Annotated in this window: 15 protein-coding genes; 11 read left to right on the top strand and 4 right to left on the bottom strand. The window is 65.5% G+C overall.

The annotated features are described in order from the left end of the window. The first annotated feature begins 543 nt into the window (after positions 1-543). The 3 genes from ACQR1L_RS24475 to ACQR1L_RS24465 all read left to right on the top strand — a co-directional run bounded on the left by ACQR1L_RS24475 (position 544) and on the right by ACQR1L_RS24465 (position 2,884). The gene (locus tag ACQR1L_RS24475) at positions 544-1,386 is read left to right on the top strand and encodes an outer membrane protein (protein WP_434860480.1); all 843 of its coding nucleotides are present in this window, start codon (positions 544-546) and stop codon (positions 1,384-1,386) included. Positions 1,387-1,584: 198 nt separating this feature from the next. Beyond that, positions 1,585-2,412 (top strand): outer membrane protein, encoded by an 828-nt coding sequence (locus ACQR1L_RS24470; protein ID WP_434860479.1) that lies wholly within the window; start codon positions 1,585-1,587, stop codon positions 2,410-2,412. A 16-nt stretch (positions 2,413-2,428) separates the two neighbouring features. After that, complete coding sequence (locus ACQR1L_RS24465; protein ID WP_434860478.1) at positions 2,429-2,884, top strand: GNAT family N-acetyltransferase; 456 nt, start codon at positions 2,429-2,431, stop codon at positions 2,882-2,884. On the opposite strand, the gene ACQR1L_RS24460 is transcribed toward ACQR1L_RS24465, so the two are convergent. After that, on the bottom strand, positions 2,885-3,736 hold the full coding sequence (locus ACQR1L_RS24460) for an amidohydrolase family protein (RefSeq protein WP_434860477.1): 852 nt from the start codon (positions 3,734-3,736) through the stop codon (positions 2,885-2,887). Beyond that, complete coding sequence (locus tag ACQR1L_RS24455) at positions 3,733-4,716, bottom strand: aldo/keto reductase (RefSeq protein WP_434860476.1); 984 nt, start codon at positions 4,714-4,716, stop codon at positions 3,733-3,735. Before ACQR1L_RS24455 ends, ACQR1L_RS24460 begins: the two co-directional genes overlap by 4 nt. Positions 4,717-4,827: 111 nt before the next feature. Here ACQR1L_RS24455 and ACQR1L_RS24450 point away from each other — a divergent pair, with 111 nt between their 5' ends. The 7 genes from ACQR1L_RS24450 (at position 4,828) to ACQR1L_RS24420 (ending at position 15,981) form a co-directional block, all read left to right on the top strand. Next, the gene (locus tag ACQR1L_RS24450) at positions 4,828-5,118 is read left to right on the top strand and encodes a hypothetical protein (protein WP_434860475.1); all 291 of its coding nucleotides are present in this window, start codon (positions 4,828-4,830) and stop codon (positions 5,116-5,118) included. 141 nt (positions 5,119-5,259) lie between these two features. Next, the gene (locus ACQR1L_RS24445) at positions 5,260-6,432 is read left to right on the top strand and encodes a phosphoserine transaminase (protein WP_434860474.1); all 1,173 of its coding nucleotides are present in this window, start codon (positions 5,260-5,262) and stop codon (positions 6,430-6,432) included. A gap of 172 nt (positions 6,433-6,604) precedes the next feature. Next, positions 6,605-8,194: a phosphoglycerate dehydrogenase gene (serA, locus tag ACQR1L_RS24440; protein WP_434860473.1), complete on the top strand. Its 1,590-nt coding sequence runs from the start codon at positions 6,605-6,607 to the stop codon at positions 8,192-8,194. 177 nt (positions 8,195-8,371) lie between these two features. Further along, positions 8,372-10,036 carry a mucoidy inhibitor MuiA family protein gene (locus ACQR1L_RS24435; protein ID WP_434860586.1) on the top strand — a complete coding sequence of 555 codons (1,665 nt, stop codon included), beginning with the start codon at positions 8,372-8,374 and terminating at the stop codon, positions 10,034-10,036. 511 nt (positions 10,037-10,547) lie between these two features. Further along, positions 10,548-12,137, top strand: a complete 1,590-nt coding sequence (locus tag ACQR1L_RS24430; RefSeq protein WP_434860472.1) for an ABC transporter substrate-binding protein — start codon at positions 10,548-10,550, stop codon at positions 12,135-12,137. Between the two features lie 191 nt (positions 12,138-12,328). Next, on the top strand, positions 12,329-14,185 hold the full coding sequence (gene ftsH, locus ACQR1L_RS24425) for an ATP-dependent zinc metalloprotease FtsH (protein ID WP_434860471.1): 1,857 nt from the start codon (positions 12,329-12,331) through the stop codon (positions 14,183-14,185). A 110-nt stretch (positions 14,186-14,295) separates the two neighbouring features. Then, positions 14,296-15,981: a methyl-accepting chemotaxis protein gene (locus tag ACQR1L_RS24420; RefSeq protein ID WP_434860470.1), complete on the top strand. Its 1,686-nt coding sequence runs from the start codon at positions 14,296-14,298 to the stop codon at positions 15,979-15,981. Between the two features lie 56 nt (positions 15,982-16,037). On the opposite strand, the gene ACQR1L_RS24415 is transcribed toward ACQR1L_RS24420, so the two are convergent. Together ACQR1L_RS24415 and ACQR1L_RS24410 are read right to left on the bottom strand one after the other, a co-directional pair. After that, positions 16,038-17,393, bottom strand: a complete 1,356-nt coding sequence (locus ACQR1L_RS24415; RefSeq protein ID WP_434860469.1) for an esterase-like activity of phytase family protein — start codon at positions 17,391-17,393, stop codon at positions 16,038-16,040. A 119-nt stretch (positions 17,394-17,512) separates the two neighbouring features. Further along, positions 17,513-18,466 (bottom strand): DMT family transporter, encoded by a 954-nt coding sequence (locus tag ACQR1L_RS24410; protein ID WP_434860468.1) that lies wholly within the window; start codon positions 18,464-18,466, stop codon positions 17,513-17,515. Here ACQR1L_RS24410 and ACQR1L_RS24405 point away from each other — a divergent pair. After that, positions 18,423-19,250, top strand: coding sequence for a TetR/AcrR family transcriptional regulator (locus ACQR1L_RS24405; RefSeq protein ID WP_434860467.1), 828 nt, complete (start codon positions 18,423-18,425; stop codon positions 19,248-19,250). The two genes, ACQR1L_RS24410 and ACQR1L_RS24405, sit on opposite strands and share 44 nt — an antisense overlap. Positions 19,251-19,253 lie beyond the last annotated feature (3 nt).

Genomic DNA, 19,253 nt, shown 5'->3' with positions numbered 1-19,253 from the left:
CCCCGCCCTTTGCGGGGGCGCGACGAGCTTCGCTCGCGCTGAGAGGTCGGATTGCGCAGCAATCCGGGTGAGGGGCATGGCACATAAGAGGCCAAGATCAATGTCTGTCGGACGGGCAACGACTTCGCGTTTATGATAAGTATTGTTGTGCTGAGCAAGCACGCGATTAGTTCGCAGCATAAGAGCTGCGCCGCCCGTGCGTCTGCCCCTCACCCCAACCCTCTCCCCGTGAAGAACGGGGAGAGGGAGCGCACCGCCGCCGCGGCGACGACTTTATGTCGCAATTCGCGGTTGTCCGAGCGGACTGATGAGTGGGGCGGTTTGAACTCAACTAATGAGTCGGAAATCCACGGAGAGCGCGGAGGCCGCTAACCAATCATTAGGACTCGTTGCGTGGTCGTTAACGGTTCCTGCGTCCTCAGGAAAAATCAACCTTAATTATTAGGGTTAAGCGCTGCTTAAGCATTTGGTGCGATTGTACAGCCGTCAGTTGTGATGTGGGGCCCATTTCCGAACGCCTCACCGGCCAAAGGGACGAAGCCAATGCGTAGCGTTATGTCTTTGATCGCCGCCGGAGCGGCCTCTCTGTTTTCAACTCTGGCCTTTGCGGCCGACATGCCGATCGCGCCCCCGCCGGTCTACGCACCGCCGCCGGCAGCCGATTTCGGCGGCTGGTATCTGCGCGGCGATATCGGCTTCAGCAATCAGAAGGTCAAGGACGTCCACTACACCCGCGAGTCGGCCTACACGCCGATGACCTCCTTCGAGCAGACCTCGGGCTTCGACACCGCCGGCATCTACGGCGTGGGCGTCGGCTACCGCTTCAACAGCTGGTTCCGCGCCGATGTCACCGGCCAGTATCGCGGCAATTCGAACTTCAAGGGCACCGACCGCTTCAACGCGACGGCGGGTGGCGTGCCGTACAGCGGCATCGACAACTACACCGCCAGCAAGTCGGAATGGGTCGTCATGGCCAACGCCTATGTCGATCTCGGCACCTGGTGGTGCGTGACGCCGTTCATCGGCGCGGGCGTCGGCAGTTCGCGGGTCACGATCTCGAACTTCACCGACACCGGCATCAACAACCTGCCGTTCACGACCACGAGCTTCGCCACGGCGCCGACCTCGTCGAAATGGAACTTCGCCTGGGCGGCGCATGCGGGTCTGGCCTACAACGTCAATCCGAACCTCGTGCTCGAACTGGCCTACAGCTATGTCGATCTCGGGCAGGGGCAGACCGGCGTGCTGTCGACCTATACCGGCACCACCACCGGCAACTTCTTCAAGTTCAAGGACATCACCTCGCATGACCTGAAGCTCGGCGTGCGCTGGAACTTCGACAATCCTCCGCCGCCTCCAATGATGCCCCTGATCCGCAAGGGCTGAGCTGAACTAAGCTCTTCTGACGAAGCAAACGGCGCGGGCCAGTCCCGCGCCGTTCTGCGTTTTCGCCGGTCGCCTCATCGCGCGGAATCTCGCGCATGGCTTGAAAGAATTGCCGGTGACGGCGTTTCGGAAACGGATGATTAAGGTTAACGCGCGATGATCGGAACAGAGAGTTCAAGTTCTGATTGGAGCGTTGCGATGCGTAGCCTGGTGGTGGCGGTTTCGATGTGCGGCATGATCTCGGCTGCCCAGGCCGCCGATATGCCGGACATTCCGATCCTGCGCGGTGGCCTGACCGAGGGCCTGAGCACCGCGCGGGTCAACTGGGACGGCTACTACGTCGGTATCCATGGCGGCTACGGTTCGTCCGACGAAAACTTCAACGGCTCGACCAGCACGATGACGGCCGCGGTGCTGGCCAATACGCTGATCGAAAGCCAGATGCAGGTCTCGACCTGGAACATGAATCTCGGCAAGCAGTCCTCGCGCTCGTCGGGCTTCGGCGGCTTCGTCGGCTACAACAGCCAGTGGGACGACGTGGTGCTCGGCGTCGAGGCCAGCTACCTGCACGGCACCTTCGGCGGCAGGGCCTCGTCTACCCGGGCACTGGTGAGCGGCAGCGCGTTGTCGGACGGCAACTACCACAGCGTGACATCGACGCAGTCGTCGCAGATCTCGATCAAGGACATGGCGACCATCCGCGGCCGCGCCGGCTACGCGCTCGGCTGCTTCCTGCCTTACGCCTTCTTCGGCCTCGCCCTCGGCAACGCCGACATCGGACAGACCGTGACGGTTCAGGACAGTGTCAGCACCACCCAGCTCGGCACCTACACGGCGCTACAGCCGCTCAGCGCCAACAACATCCAGCACAACCATCTGATCTATGGCTACAGCGCCGGTCTCGGCGTCGACGTCAACCTGGTGGGCGGCCTGTTCGCCCGCGCGGAGTACGAATACATCCGATTCACCTCGACGGTCGACACCAGCGTCAACACGGTGCGCGCCGGCCTGGGCTACAAGTTCTGAGCCGGTTCGAAAGCTGATGCCCATCATTATCCGGCCTGCGCGACGCGAGGATGTCGGCGCGATCGCAGCGATGCTCGCCGACGATCGTCTCGGGCGGGCGCGCGAGCGGATCGAGGATCCGCTGCCGCAATCCTATTTCGATGCGTTCGAGGCGATCTCGCGGGATGCGAACATCACGCTGGTCGTTGCCGAGGACGCGGGCAGGGTGGTCGGCTGTCTGCAATTGTGCATTCTGCCGGGGATCAGCTCGCAAGGCGCATCACGGGCGCTGGTCGAGGATGTGCGCGTGGCGACCGACCGGCGCAGCCTGGGCATCGGCGAGCAGCTGCTGCAATGGGCGATCGCGGAGGCGCGCGCCCGTCGTTGCAAGCTGGTCGAGCTGATGACGCATCAGAGCCGCGTCGATGCGCAGCGCTTCTACGAACGGCTCGGCTTCGCCAAGAGTCATTTCGGCATGGTATTGCGGTTCTGATCAGACCCGCAGGCGGTAGGCGGCGGCGGCGTTCGGGCCGAACGCCTTGCCGCGCGTCTCGGAGCCGAGCTGCGTCAGGCAATGCTCCAAGGCCGTCTTGACCACGCCATAGCGGCCGGCGAGCAGGCACACCGGCCAATCCGAGCCGAAGATCAGCCGGTCGGCGCCGAAGCCGCGCGCCACGTGCTGAACATACGGAAATAGCCGCTCGGCATCCCAGTCGGTCCAGACCGCTTCCGTCGCCAGCCCCGAGACCTTGCACCATACATTCTGGCAGGCCGCGAGCTCGGCAATGCGGTCGGCCCAGACCTGATCGAACCCGGTTGCGATCGGCGGCTTGGCGCAATGATCGAGCACGAAGCGTCCTTGCGGATACGCGCGCGCCGCGGCGATCGCCGCCGGCAGCTCGCGCGTGCGCACCAGGAGGTCGTAGGTCAGGTCGTGCGCGAAGACGAACTCGAGGCCGCGCCGGACGTCCGTCCGATCGAGCCAGGCCGCATCGTCCTCGTCATGGACCTGATGGCGAATACCGACGAGCTTGTCGCCGCCCGGCAGTGTCCGTAGCCGGTCGAGGGTCGATGCGAGGTCGGGATCGGTCAGGTCGACCCAGCCGACCACGCCGGCGATGAACGGTGTGGCCGCGGCAATGCCGAGGAATTCGGAGGTTTCGTCGAGTGACGACCGGGTCTGCACCAGGATGCTGGCGTCGAGGCCGTTCTCGGCAAGCAATGGCGCGAGGTCGCCGGGACCATAGGGCCGGCGGATCGGCGCCAGCGCGTCGCCGGCCATCCAGGGATAGTCGGCACGGCCGGGATCCCAGAAATGCTGATGCGCGTCGATGCTGCGTGTCATGGCGCATCTCCCGGGAGCGGCGCGCGCGCGTCGACCAGATGGCTGGCACGCAGCGCTTGCCAGAACGCGGCGGGGATCGGCGCCTGCGCCATCGCGATGTTCTCGGCGGCCTCTTCCGCGTTCCGGGCGCCCTGCATCGCGACGGTGATGGCCGGATGCGCGAGGCAGAACTGGATCGCCGCCGCCTTCAGCTCAGTGCCGTGCTGCTTGCACAATTCATCGAGCGCGCGGGCGCGAGCGACCAGCGCGGCGTCGGCGTCTTCGTAGTTGAACTTCGCCTTGCCGTAGGGATTGGCCAGGATGCCGCTGTTGTAGATGCCGCCGAGCATGATGCCGACGTTCTGCCGCTGGCAGAGCGGCAGCAGCGTCGTCAGCGCGCCCTGGTCGAGCAGGGTGTAGCGGCCGGCGAGCAGGAAGCAGTCGACCGGAACCGCCTCGGCAAACCGCATCAGCATCTCGGACTGGTTCATGCCGGCGCCGATCGCCTTGACGCTGCCGTCGTCACGCAGCCGCTGCAATGCGCGGAAGGCGCCCGAGACGGCCTCGTCATAGTGATCGTCGGGATCATGCACCAGCAGGACGTCGACGCGGTCGAGGCCGAGCCGGACCAAGCTCTCCTCGACCGACCGCATCACGCCGTCATAGGAATAGTCGAAGCGCGGCCGCAGCGGCGGCACGCCCTTGTAGTGCGGGTCTTCCTCCGTGGCAGCGTCCGGGCGCAGCAGTCGTCCGACCTTGGTGGAGATCACATAGCTCTCGCGCGGCTGCGTGCGCAGGAATGCACCGAGCCGCTGCTCGGCGAGGCCGAAGCCATAGAGCGGCGCGGTGTCGTAGAAGCGCACCCCGCGCGCCCAGGCGGCCGCGATCGTTGCCTCCGCATCGCCATCACTGACCGGCTCGAAAAGGCCGCCGAGCGGCGCAGTGCCGAGGCCGAGCCGGGTGACGTCGAGTGAGCTCCTCCCGAGACGGACGCGTTGCATTCTTCTATCCTTGTTGTTCGGCGCGTGCAGATCGCTTCATTGTGCATGAGCCTATCCGACGACACAACGCTGCGACGTTGTGCGGCACGGCAACGGGGAGGGAACGGAACGATGTCGGAGATCAACGTGCTGACGGCGCTCGGCGTGACCTTGGCAACGGCGCTGACCGACGCGGTCTACGTCATGTTCACGTCGGCCGTCGTCGCGCGGCGGCGTCTGCCGGCCGCGAACTGGAGCGCGATCTGGTACACTCTGTCGTCCTTCGCGGTGATCAGCTACACGGAGAATTGGATCTATGTCGGCTTTGCGGCGGTCGGCTCCTGGATCGGCGCCTACGCATCGATGACCTTTCTGCATCGTCCGCCGCGCGGGCAGGCGCCGATCGGCGCTGCGCCGGAATGAGCGTGGCTTGCATGCCAGCCAATTCTGCGTGAACAGCAATGAGCTCACGCGAAGTTCCTTGACGAGGAACGGCGCTTCGCATAATCACGCCGGCGGGACACCTCCCCCCAACGGGAGGCTTACTATCTGGAAGGATAGACGATGACTGCAGCGAAGCCTTCGCAGCGGCCTGCCGTGCCGCATTTCTCCTCCGGCCCCTGCGCCAAGCGCCCCGGATGGACCGCCGAAAATCTCAAGGACGCCCCTCTCGGCCGTTCGCATCGCGCGAAGGTCGGCAAAGCCAAGCTCAAGCAGGCCATCGAGCTGACGCGCGACGTCCTCGAAGTGCCGGCCGACTACAAGATCGGCATCGTGCCGGCGTCGGACACCGGCGCCGTCGAGATGGCGCTGTGGTCGCTGCTCGGCGCGCGGCCCGTCACCACCATCGCCTGGGAATCCTTCGGCGAAGGCTGGGTCAGCGACATCGTCAAGGAGCTCAAGCTCAAGGACGTTACCAAGCTGCATGCCGGTTATGGCGAGATCCCGGATCTGTCGAAGGTCGATCCGGCCAGCGACGTCGTCTTCACCTGGAACGGCACCACCTCCGGCGTGCGCGTGCCGAATGCCGACTGGATCAGCGCGAGCCGCGAAGGCTTGACGATCTGCGACGCGACCTCGGCCGCGTTTGCGCAGCCGCTCGACTGGCCGAAGCTCGACGTCGTCACCTTCTCCTGGCAGAAGGCGCTCGGCGGCGAAGCCGCACATGGCATGCTCATCCTGTCGCCGCGCGCGGTGGAGCGTCTCGAGACCTACAAGCCGGCCTGGCCGCTGCCGAAGATCTTCCGCATGACCAAGGGCGGCAAGCTCAATGCCGGCATCTTCGAGGGCGAGACCATCAACACCCCGTCGATGCTGTGCGTCGAGGACTATCTGGACGCGCTGAACTGGGGCAAGTCGATCGGCGGCCTCAAGGCGCTGATCGCGCGCGCCGACGCCAACACCAAGGTGCTGGCGGACTGGAAGGCGCGCACGCCGTGGATCGACTTCCTCGCCAAGGATCCTGCGATCCGTTCCAACACCTCGGTGTGCCTGAAGGTCGTCGATCCCGCGATCACGGCGCTGTCGGCCGATGCCCAGGCCGAGTTTTCCAAGAAGCTGGTGTCGCTGGTCGAGAAGGAGAACGCCGGCTTCGACTTCGCGCATTATCGCGACGCGCCGGCGGGCCTACGCATCTGGTGCGGCGCCACGGTGGAAGCGAGCGACGTCGCGCTGCTGACGCAGTGGATCGACTGGGCGTTCGCCGAGGCCAAGGCCGCGTTGCCGAAGGCAGCTTGAAGCTGATCGAAACTGCGTAGGGCGGGCAAAGGGCGCATAGCGCCCGTGTCCACCGACGACTTCACCTGACGCGAGAGGGCGGTGGGCACGCTTCGCTTTGCCCACCCTACAGGTTTTCCCATTTCCGCGCGCTGCGTGGTCCCCTCCCAGAGGGGCCTGAAGGACCATCGTCATGTCAAAACCCAAAGTTCTCATTTCCGACGCACTCTCTCCGGCCGCCGTGCAGATCTTTCGGGATCGCGGCGTCGAGGTCGACTTCCAGCCCAATCTCGGCAAGGACAAGGACAAGCTCGCCGACATCATCGGCGACTACGACGGCCTGGCGATCCGCTCGGCCACCAAGGCGACCGCCAAGATCATCGAGCGCGCCAAGCGGCTCAAGGTAATCGGGCGCGCCGGCATCGGCGTCGACAATGTCGAGATTCCCGCGGCGACCGCCAAGGGCATCATCGTGATGAACACGCCGTTCGGCAATTCGATCACCACGGCCGAGCACGCGATCACCATGATGCTGTCGCTGGCGCGCGAGATCCCGCAGGCCGACGCCTCGACGCAGGCCGGCAAGTGGGAGAAGAACCGCTTCATGGGCGTCGAGATCACCGGCAAGACGCTCGGCGTCGTTGGCTGCGGCAATATCGGTTCGATCGTCTGCGACCGCGCGCAGGGCCTGCGCATGAAGGTGATCGGCTTCGATCCCTTTCTCACCGAGGAGCGCGCGCGCGATCTCGGCGTCGAGAAGGTCGAGCTCGACGAACTGCTGAAGCGCGCCGACTTCATCACCTTGCATACGCCGCTGACCGACAAGACCCGCAACATCATCGATGCCCAGGCGATCGCCAAGACCAAGAAGGGCGTGCGCATCATCAATTGCGCGCGCGGCGGCCTGATCGACGAGGCGGCGCTGCTCGAGGCGCTGAACTCCAAGCATGTCGCCGGCGCAGCGCTCGACGTGTTCGCCGAGGAGCCTGCGACCAGCAATCCGCTGTTCGGCCATCCCTCCGTGATCTGCACGCCGCATCTCGGCGCCTCGACCACCGAAGCGCAGGAGAACGTCGCGCTGCAGATCGCCGAGCAGATGTCGGACTATCTGCTGACCGGCGCGATCTCGAACGCGATCAACTTCCCCTCGATCACGGCCGAGGAAGCGCCGAAGCTGAAGCCGTTCATCGCGCTCGCCGAGAAGCTCGGCTCGTTCGCGGGACAGCTCACCGAGAGCAGCATCACCAAGGTCCAGATCACCTATGAGGGCCAGGTCGCGGAGATGAAGACCAAGGCGCTGACCTCGGCGGTGCTGGCCGGCCTGCTGCGGCCGATGCTGGGCGAGGTCAACGTCGTGTCGGCGCCGGTCATTGCCAAGGAGCGCGGCATGATCGTCGACGAGGTGCTGCGCGCGGGCGAGAGCGACTATGAAAGCCTCATCACCGTGGCCGTGATCACCGAGCAGCAGGAGCGCGCGGTGTCCGGCACGGTCTATGCGGACGGCAAGCCGCGCCTCGTCGACATCAAGGGCATCCGCGTCGATGCCGAGTTCGGCAAGTCGATGATCTATGTCACCAACGAGGACAAGCCAGGCTTCATCGGCAAGTTCGCGAGCCTGCTTGGCGATGCCAAGATCAACATCGCCACCTTCCATCTCGGCCGTGTCGCGGCCGGCGGTGATGCCATCGCGCTGGTCGAGATCGACGGCGCCGTTCCGGCCGAGTTGCTCGCCAAGATCCAGGCGCTGCCGCAGGTCAAGCAGGCCAAGGCGCTGGCGTTCTGACGTCTCGTCCGAGCCGGCCTCGGATAGGGCAGCACGGCTCTCGCCGCGCTGCCCTTTTTTTATCGAGACGCGCCCGGATGGCGTTTGAACCGGTCTCGTTCTGCTCGCGTCTAACGCCCGACGAAGGACCGGCTGTTCCGGTCCCGAGGGTGCTGGGCTGCGGAGAAAATGATGACCATGCGACACAAGGGTCTGATGGCCACGGGACTCGTTCTGGGCGCGGCATTCGCCGCAGCCCCGGGTTACGCGGCCGATCTCGATGCGACGTCCTCCGTCGATGCCGTCACTGTCTATCCCGATGGCGCGAGCGTCACGCGGCTCATCTCGCTCGATCTCCCGGCTGGCGAGACGACGGCCATCGCCAAGGATTTTCCGCTCGGACTCGATGTGTCCTCGCTGCGCGTCGAAGGTGAGGCCGGCGCGAAGCTCGTGATCGGCACCGTCGATGCCAAGCCGCCGCGCGCCGCCCCGCCGGTCAACCTGCCCGAGATCGACAAGCGAATCGAGGCGCTGAAGGACGAGCGCGCCAATCTCGACGGCGCCATCGCCGCCGCCCTTGCGCGCAAGAAGTTCGCGGAGCGCTTTGCCGAAGCGTCCCCCGCGGGGCTCGGCGAAAAGGGCGAGGCGCGTCCGATCGCTGAATGGCGCACCGCCTTTGCGGCCGTGGCGGAAGAGGTGGGGCAGGCAGACGCGGCGATTCGCGACAGCGAGCGCAAGCAGCGCGAGCTCGACCGCGAGATCGCGCGATTGCAGGCCGATCGCGCCGCGAAGCCCCCGAGCAAGATGGAAGTCCAGATCGAACTCTCCGCCGCGGCGGCGACGAAAGCGAAACTGCGCGTCACCTACGCCGTGCGGCACGCTCGCTGGGTGCCGCTCTACGACGCCCGCCTCGATACCTCGGCGAAGGACCATAAGCCGGTGCTCGAGCTGGTGCGTCGCGCCGAGATCCAGCAGACCACCGGCGAGGATTGGTCTGACGTCACGCTGTCGGTGTCGACTGTGCGGACGGGGCGCGGCGGCAGCGCGCCTGAGCTTCGGACCCTGATCGCGCAATATCCGCCGCCGCCGGCGCCGCCGATGGCGCAACTCGGCACGATGTCGGACAACGTTGCCAAGCGCCGGAGCATGGAGGCGCTCGCGCCCGCACCGGCAGCTCCGGAGCCTGCCAGGAAGGCCGAGGAGCGCGAGACCGCGGTCGAGATCGGCGCCTACCAGACCGCCTTCCGGCTTCCCGGCCGCGTCAGCGTCGGCACCAACGAGGGCGCCAAGAGCCTGCGCATCTCGACGGCGACGATCACGCCCGAATTGATCATTCGCTCGGCGCCGGTCGCTGATCCCACGGCCTATCTCGAAGCCAGCTTCACGCAGGCAGAGGATGCGCCGCTTTTGCCGGGCAAGGTGTCGATCTATCGCGATGGCATGTTCGTCGGCAATTCGAAGCTGGTTTCGGCAGCCAAGGACGAATCCGTACGTCTCGGCTTCGGCGCCGACGACAAGGTCAGGGTCGAGCGCAGCGTCGTGAAGCGCAATGAAGGCGCGGCGGGACTGATCGTCACCACGGCGAAGATCGACGAGCGTGCTTTCAAGACGACGATCCGTAACGCGCATGACTTCCCCGTCAAGGTCGCGATCCACGATCAACTGCCGGTCAGCGAGAACGAGGAGATCACCGTCGAGATGCTGCCGTCAACCACGCCGCCGACCGCGACCAATGTCCGCGACCGGCGCGGTGTCACCGAGTGGCTCGTCGAGGCCAGACCCGGCGAGACCAAGGAGATCTCGTTCGCGTGGCGCGTCCGCTGGCCGAAGGACAAGACCATCACGATGAGTCCCGCAGGTTAGAACTCATCGACGTTCATCGTTTGCCGCGAGCTGCAAGGCAAGCGTTCTGCACATGATCTGCATGTCCTATCAACTCAGGATCAGAATGCGGACTGTGTTGAAACCCGAAGTATGAGCGCTTGCCCGGATGGAATTTGTCCGGGCAAGCACAGCTGCGCCTCAATCGCCGAAGCTTGCCCTCATCCGAACGCAAAGCGGTCGTAGATCGCGGCCAAGCCGTGTCTGCGCGTGAGACACGGACGCAGGTAGCGATGGACGGGCGTTCGACGCGTGGCGACTGCGGGACTTGGGGACGATACGCTTGCGACGATGCAAGGGACGTCGGCCAGAATGGCCGCCCTCGATCATTCGTCGTCGCTGGCGAACTGATGTCCCGATGTTTCTCCGCATTCCAAATCGTCATGACGATATCCGAAATACCGTCAAGGATGGTCATCTCGACTGGCCTCGCCCTTGCGTCCGGTCTGCGGGTGTGGATCGGCGCGCTTGAACGGAGGTTTCGGTCTATCAGATGCAGTATCCGTCTTTCGCCTCGCGCATCGCGCGGCGTTCGCATCGTTGGGCGGCGCTGTCCGCCGTCATGCTGGCTGGAAGTGCAAATGCGGCCGTCGCGGCCGATAGTGTGAACCTGGTTCGCGAACTTGCCGGCCGTGTCGGTCCGATCCTTGGTTCGTCCCAAGCCTGCACGAGCATCCCGTCACGTCGCGTTCAGATCATCCTGGTCAAGTTTCAACAGGCGATCCGCGAAGCCTCGACCAATCCGAACGAGCTCAACGAACTGGCCCGGGACTTCGAACGCAACCTCGCCGAAGGTCGCGCTGCGGTGAACGGCGGTCGGGCCGACTGCAGGCTGGTCGAGCGCCAGTTGACGGAGCTCGAGCGTAGCGTCAACGCGCCGCCCGCGGCGGTATCGGCGACCGTCGCGCCGTCGGCGGCCGCTGCCGCGCCAAGCCCGATGAGATCCGCGGCCGCGTCCGGCAGCGTGCGCGGCGTGACGGATCAGGAAATCCGCTTCGGAATGGTGATCCCGTATACCGGCAGCGCCAAGGAGAACGGGCAGAGCTACAAGCGCGGCATCGAGGTCGCGTTCGCGCGCGTCAACGCCGCCGGCGGCGTTCATGGACGGATGCTCAAGCTGATCGCGGCCGATGACGGCTTCGAACCGACGCGAACGCCGGACGCGATGAAGCTGCTCTGGGAGCGGGAGCAGGTGTTCGGATTCGTCGGCAATCTGGGCACGCCGACCGCAGCCGTCGCCGTGCCGTTCGCGCTCGAACGCAGGGTGCTGTTCTTCGCGCCGTTCACCGGCGGCAGCGTGGTGCGGCACGACCCGCCCGATCGTTACGTCTTCAACTACCGGCCAAGCTTCGTCGAGGAGGCCGACGCCGCGGTGCGCTACCTCCTGAAGATGCGAAAGATCAGGCCGAATCAGATTGCGGTGTTCGGACAGAACGACGATCTCGGCGAGCAGGGCTTTGCCGGCGTCGCCAGGGCCTATCGCGCAGCCGGCCTCAACGACAAGGCGATCGTGCGGCTGCTCTACGCCCGCAACTCGATCGACATGGACGAGGCGGTCAACCAGCTCAAGGCGCAGAAGGTGCCGATCAAGGCCATCGTAATGGTCGGCACGACGCGCCCGGCGGCAAAGTTCATCGAGAAGACGCGCGATCTCTATCCCGGCATGATCTACACCAACATGTCGATCGTCGGCGCGACCGCGCTGGCGCAGGAGTTGATGCTGCTGGGTCCGCGCTTCACCGAGAACGTCATCGTGACCCAGGCGGTGCCGGCCGTGTCGGGCTATTCGAGCACAGTGCTCGAGTTCAAGACGGCGCTGGCGCAAGTCGCGCCTGGCGAGGTTCCGGACTACATCTCGCTCGAGGGCTACATCGCCGCCAACCTGCTGATCGATGCGCTGAAGCGCTGCGGGCCGCAGCTCGACACCGAGCGATTGGTCGAGGCGCTGGAGAACACGCGTAATCTCGACATGGGACTCGGCACCCCGCTCAATCTGAGCCGCGGCGATCATCAGGCGCTGCACAAGGTCTGGGGCACCCAGCTCGACAGGTCCGGTGTCTACCAGCCGATCGATCTGGAATGATGCTCTCGCGCGCCAGCGCGGGAGCGGAGACGGCGCCGGCCGGCATCCGGCCAAGCCGCCGCGCGTTTCGTGTCGGCCGGACTTGATCCAGAACAAGCGCGGGGAGGGGTGCGCTTGTTACACGCTGTTGCAGGTCCCGCGGCATTGATCATCTTCGATCGCGCCGTGGCGCTGCAACGCGAGTGCCCGACATGGAATCCGATCCGAACGCCCGCAAGCAGGCTATTGCCGTCGGCTATATCTTCCTGGCCGGCGTCGGCATGCTGCTGCTGCAATGGCTGCTCACGACCTACAACACCGTCGAGACCATTCCGTACAGCCAGTTCGAGCAACTCGTCGTCGACGGCAAGATCGCAGAAGTGTCGGTCAGCCAGGACACCATCCAGGGCAAGTTCAAGGACAAGCAGGCGGACGGCAAGACAGCCTTCGTCACGGCGCGGGTCGATCCGTCTCTGTCGGAGAAGCTGGCGGCCAAGGGCGTCACGGTCACCGGTGTTCCGTCGGGCGGCGTGATCCAGACCTTGCTGTCCTGGGTCGTGCCGGCGCTGATGTTCTATCTGATCTGGGTCTTTCTCGGCCGCAAGGTCATGGACAAGCAAGGCTTTGGCGGCCTGATGTCGATCGGCAAGTCGCGCGCCAAGGTCTATGTCGAGACCGATACCAAGGTGACCTTCGCCGATGTCGCCGGCGTCGACGAGGCAAAGTTTGAGCTGCAGGAGGTCGTGCAGTTCCTGAAGGACCCGAAGAGCTATGGCCGGCTCGGCGCGCACGTGCCGAAGGGGATCCTGCTCGTCGGCCCGCCCGGCACCGGCAAGACGCTGCTTGCGCGCGCCGTGGCGGGCGAGGCCGGTGTAGCCTTCTTCTCGATCTCGGGCTCCGAGTTCGTCGAGATGTTCGTCGGCGTCGGTGCGGCGCGCGTGCGTGATCTGTTCGAGCAGGCGCGCAAGGCTGCGCCCTGTATCATCTTCATCGATGAGCTCGATGCGCTCGGGCGCAGCCGTTCTGCCGGAGCGCAGTTCGGCGGCTATGACGAGAAGGAGCAGACGCTCAATCAACTGCTGGCCGAGCTCGACGGCTTTGATCCCAGCGCGGGCGTGATCCTGCTCGCCGCCACCAACCGTCCGGAGATCCTCGATCCCGCGCTGCTGCGTGCCGGCCGCTTCGATCGCCAGGTGCTGGTCGACCGGCCCGATCGAAGCGGACGGCTCGCGATCCTCAAGGTCCATGTCCGCAAGATCACGATGGCCGGCAATGTCGATCTCGACAAGGTCGCGGCGCTCACCGCAGGCTTCACCGGCGCCGATCTCGCCAACCTGATCAACGAGGCCGCGATCGCCGCGACGCGCCGCAAGGGGCACGAGGTGACGTTCGACGATTTCACCGTCGCGATCGAACGCATCGTCGCCGGCATCGAGAAGAAGAGCCGCGTGCTCAGCCCGGCCGAGCGCCGCCGCGTCGCCTATCACGAGATGGGGCATGCGCTGGTCGCGGCCAATCTCGCCGGCGTCGATCCGGTGCAGAAGGTCTCGATCATTCCGCGCGGCGTCGGCGCGCTCGGCTACACCATGCAGCGGCCGACCGAGGACCGCTTCCTGCTCGCGGTCAGCGAGCTTAAGAGCCGCATCGCCGTGCTGATGGGCGGCCGGGCCTCGGAGCAGTTGATCTTCGACGGCGACGTTTCCACCGGCGCCGCCGACGACCTGCAGCGCGCCACCGAAATCGCCATCGAGATGGTCACGAAGTACGGCATGGACGCGACCGTTGGCCAGCGCACCTACGCGCCGCGGCCGCAGGCGTCGTTCCTGCAGCCGCAGGACCAGATCGTCTCGGCGGCCGAGGTGACCGGGCGCGAGATCGATCTCGCCGTGCGCGACCTGATCGCGGAGGGCGGCGCCCGTGCGCGCGCGATCCTCGAAGGCCACCGCGAGGACCTCGAACGTGGCGTCACGCTGCTGATCGCGAAGGAGACGCTGACCGCCGAGGAGTTCGCGCCGCTGCGATCGGCAGCCTCTGCGATTCCTGCGCCGGAGGCCGCGGCCGCGAGCTGATCCGGGTTTCTACGGGGCCCGTTCGCAACCGAACCCTAACCATGCCCTGCTCAATTCATCGGCAGTCAATCTTGACAAACGATGACAATGATCAGGGTGGAGTTCGCTGCGTGCTGCTGAATAACATGAAGATTGCGCCCAAGCTCGCCATCGTGGTTGGCGTCGCGCTCCTGGGCCTCGCCGCAGCCGGAACCTTCGCCGCCAATCTGATGCATCGGGAGATGGTCAACGCCCGCATCGAGCAGTGCCGGGCGATCGTCGAGACGGCGCGTAACATGGCGCTGGGCCTGATCAAGGAGGTCGACGCCGGCAAGATGACGAAGGAAGCCGCGCTCGACGAGTTCGTCAATCGCGGCCGGAGCATGACCTTCGACAAGGGCATGGGCTATCTGTTCGCCTACACGATGGACGGCACCGTCGTGATCTCGCAGGACATGAAGCAGCGCGGCTCGAACGTGATCGACTTCGAGCTCAACGGGCGCAAGCTCGTCGTCGAATTGCGCGACGGCGTTGCCAAAGACGGCGAGGTCACGCTGCGTTACGAATATCTCCGCCCGGGTCAGGAGCAGCCGACCCGCAAGATCTCCTACGCGATGGCGATCCCCGGCTGGAATATGTTCGTCGGCACCGGCGTCTATGTCGACGATCTCGACGCCAAGCTGCAGCCGTTGAAGTGGATGATGTGGCTGGCCTGCGCCGGCATCGCGGTCATCGCCGGCGCCATCGCCTGGCTGATCAGCCGCAGCATCAGCATTCCGCTCAATCGTCTCGGCAACCGCATGCAGGAGATCGCCGACGGCCGGCTCGACGGCGAGATCCCCGGCGTCGGCCGCGGCGACGAGGTCGGCGCCATGGCGGCCACGGTGCAGATCTTCAAGGACAACGCGCTGCGGATGCGCGAGCTCGAGCAGGCGGAGGCTGCGACCAAGCAGCGGACGGAAGCCGAGCGGCGCGCCGCGATGCAGAACCTTGCGGCCGATTTCGAGCGCAGCGTGAACGGCATCGTCCGCTCTGTGGCCTCTGCGGCCGAGGGCATGCAGCACACCGCGCAGTCGATGACGGCCACGGCGAGCGACGCCAGCGTCCGCGCCTCGACCGTCAGCAACGCCACCCAGAGCGCGAACGACAACGTCGGAACGGTCGCGGCCGCGGCGGAGGAGCTGTCGAGCTCCGTCAGCGAGATCTCGCGCCAGGTCGCCCGCTCGACCGAGATCGCGAGCAAGGCTGTCGGCGATGCCGAGCGCACCAATGCCACGGTGCAGGTTCTCTCGACCGGCGCCGAGAAGATCGGCGAGGTCGTCAAGCTGATCCACTCGATCGCCGCGCAGACCAACCTGCTGGCGCTGAACGCCACGATCGAAGCGGCGCGCGCCGGCGAGTCCGGCAAGGGCTTTGCGGTCGTCGCCTCCGAGGTGAAGGCGCTGGCCAACCAGACGGCCAAGGCGACCGAGGAGATCTCCGCGCAGGTCGCGGCGATGCAGACCTCGACCCAGGATGCTGTCGCGGCCATCACCGGCATCACCCAGACGATCGCGCAGATGAGCGAGATCACCAACTCGATCTCGACCTCGATCGCGCAGCAGGGCGATGCAACGCGCGAGATCGCCCGCAACATCCAGTCGGTCGCGGCCGGCTCCAACGAGATCAGCGCGCATATCGGTGGCGTCACCAAGGCCGCTGAAGCGACCGGCACCGCTGCGTCCGAGGTGCTGTCGAGTGCCCGCGAGCTCGACAGCCAGTCGGGCCTGCTGCAGCAGGCCGTCGACGGCTTCATGGCCAAGGTGCGGACGGCCTGATCGAACCGTCGCCGTTGCCCTCGGGGACAACGGCGACGCTCACGATGGTGAGGCGTTTACTTCGCCTTCAGGAAGTCGCCCACCTCGAGCAGCACGAACTCGTTGTCGTCGGCCTTGTTGGGATCGCGGCTCGACGAGAACGGCAGGTTGTTGTCGTTGCCGACGATGATGTGGGTGTCGTCGACGCGATCGACATTCTCGATCGTGAAGAACGGGAAGGCGAGCACGCCGTCATTCAGCGGCTTGCGCGCCTTCTTGTCCGGATCCCTGATCTTCATCAGGTCGATATAGGCGATCTTGCGGACCGGCTTGCCGACATTGGCGTCCGACAGCTCGATCTTGTAGACGCGCTTGAACTTGGCCAGGTCAGGGAAGCAGTTGTCGCCGCGGGTGCCCTGCGGGCAGGCCTTGTCAGCGGTGCCCTCGCCATTGTCACGCTCGATGATCAGGCCCTGTGTCGGGTCGATCATGTTGAAGTCGCCGATTGCGTTGCCGTTCTGCTCGAACACATATTGCCAATAGCGGCCAGTGAACTTTTCCGCGGCGACGTCGAATTCGAGGATGCGCGAGGCTTCCTTGCCGTCGACCTTCTCCCAATCCTTCTTCTCGGCGTCCCACAGCGGCCCTTCCAGCAGGCCATAGATGAACTTGCCGTCGGTGGATGCCGCGAAGCCCTCATAGCCCTTCGAGCGCCGCAGATTGACGTTGGTGTAGCTCGCGCCGGGCGCGCCGGGGGACTGGACCGCCCAATGGTCGGGCGAGCGCACCGGCTTGCCGTCAGCAACCGTCTCGAATACGGCGAGCACCTTGCCGCTCTTGTCCGCCTTGATAAGGTAGGGGCCGAACTCGTCGCCGATCCAGATGTGATCGCCGATGATCTGGAAGCCCTCGGTGTCGAAATCGGCACCGGTCAGATAGCGCTTGGCCGTATTCTCGTGGACGATGCGGAACGGCACCTTCCTGTCGGGATCGTGCAGGAAGATGGTCTCGAGCCGCTCCACCTTGCCGGCGGCCCAGTCGATCTTGTGATGATTGAGATAGAGCATCGAATCCGGCGAGTTGTAGCGCGAGCCCATGCCGTTGTCGGTCAGCACCCAGAACGTGCCGTCGGCCATAGTCTTGATGCCGGAATGCCCCTGCAGCGGCTGTCCCTTGAACGGCAGCGATACGCCGGTCGGCCGCTCATAAGACTTGCCCATCACGCTGCCGATCGCCTCGACGCGCTTGCCAGTGGTGTATTTGCCGGAGGTCTTGAGATCGTCCGGAGCGTCGGCGGGCGCGTCGATGAAGGACTCGGCTGGCAGCACGGCGTGGCCAGCGAGCTTGGCGGGGAATTCGCCTTCGCCCTGGGCGAGCGCGGCGCCGGTGCTGAGGGCCAGAGCGGCCACGGTGGTCAGAAAAAATCGATGCATGGAAAGCCTCCTGAGCTTGAACCACGCGTGGTTCTGAACAGGCGCCCTGACGCTCCGTTGACAGTTCCATGACAGCCGGATGATGCGCGCTGTTCGCCCTGGGGCGTGTTGCCGCACGCTTAGTTCTTGGGCGCCTCTCCGGCGGTGCGGGGCTGCTTGAGCGGCACGCGCGAAGCAATGATCACACCGACGATGACCAGCGCGTAGCCCGCGAGATGGAACAGCTTCAACTCTTCGCCGAGCAGCAGGATCGCCAGCACCGAGCCGAACAGTGGCACCAGATGCAGGAACGGTGCGGCGCGGTTCGGTCCGATCAGGCTGATGCCGCGATTGAAGAACAGATAGGCGAGCGTCGAGGCGAACACGATCACGTAGCCGAGCGTCAGCATGGAGAGCAAGTCCAGCCTCAGCACGAATCCAGAGCTGTACTCCCAGGCCGCGAGCGGCAGCAGCAGCACGGCGCCGGCCGCCGTGCAGGATGAGATCAGCGACAACTGGTGCACGGCGGGCTTGCGGGTCATGGCCGCCGAGTAGAGCCCGAACACCCAGAGCGCGCCGGCGAACATCAGGTCACCCCGATTGAATTGGATGCCCGCGAGCGCACCGAGATCGCCACGCAGCAGGATCACCAGCACGCCGACAAGCGACATCGCGATGCCCGCGAGTTGCCCCCAGGTCAGCCGCACGCCGAACAGCAGCAGCGACCACAGCGCCACGAATAGCGGCGTCGACGATTGGATCAGCAGCCCGTTGAGCGCCTGAGTATATTGCATCGCCCAGTAGGACAGCGCGTTGTTGATCGCAAAGCCGGTGAGCGCGAACAGCAGGATCAGCGGCCAATGCGCGAGCAGGGTACGCCAGTCCTTCGCCAGATGCTCCCGCGCGAACGGCCATAGCATCAGGAAGGTTCCGATCCAACGAATGCACGACAAGGTCAGCGGCGGCACGTGGCCGGCGACATAGCGCGCCAGCACGATGTTGCCCGCCCAGAACAGCGAGGCCAGCGTGAGCAGCAGATAAGGCTGGTTGTTGAGCCAGGCGACCGGCGATGTGGACTGGGATGGGGCGGGCAAGGATTCGGCTTCTGTTGCGCGGGCCGAGTTGTGCCCGAAAGCGCGGCGGAGACAAGAGCGCCCGGCGGATTGCCGCCATGCCGAAAGGCGGCAGAACGTCCCCTCTTTACAAAACGAATATTCGTTTTGTATGGTGATTGTGCTCGAAGGCGATTGGTCGCTCGGCCAGGAGGTGCGCATGCCGAAGCTGAAGCCGGCGACGATGGCCGCCCGCCGCGAAGAAATCCTGCGCGCCGCAGCGGCCTGCTTCGCGCGTCAGGGCTTCCACCAGACGACGATTGCCGACGTGATCGCCGAGTCCGGCCTCAGTGCCGGCGGCATCTACGGCCATTTCGCCAGCAAGGAGGAACTGATCCAGGCGATCGGTGAGCATCGCCATGCCCGCGATGCGGCGCTGCTCGCGGCCGCGCGCGACAGTCAGGACCCGCTCGAAGGCCTGCGCGCGATCGCGCGCGCCTCGCTGGCGGACATGCAGAAGGAGGAGGGGCTGCGCAGCCGACGGATTGCCCTGCAGCTCTGGGCCGAGGCGCTGCGCGACGATGCCGTCCGCGATCAGGTCGTGGATGGCGTCCGCAAGCCGATCGCGGTCATCGCCGAGCTTCTGCAGCGCGGCCAGCGGCTCGGCGTGATCGACCGCGCGGTCAACCCGCGCAGTATGGCACGCACCATGGTCGCGATGTTCCAGGGCTTCGTGCTGCAGCGGCTGTGGGGCGAGCCGTTTTCGCCGGCCGAGGCGCTGGCCAGCTTCGAGGTGTTGCTGGCCGGGCTCGCGCCGAAACGATGATGC

Origin of the sequence: Bradyrhizobium sp. HKCCYLR20261 (assembly GCF_051168435.1) — a bacterium.
GTDB lineage: Bacteria > Pseudomonadota > Alphaproteobacteria > Rhizobiales > Xanthobacteraceae > Bradyrhizobium.
Note: the sequence above shows the minus strand (reverse complement) of the source record. Positions and strands in the feature narration are given on the sequence as shown.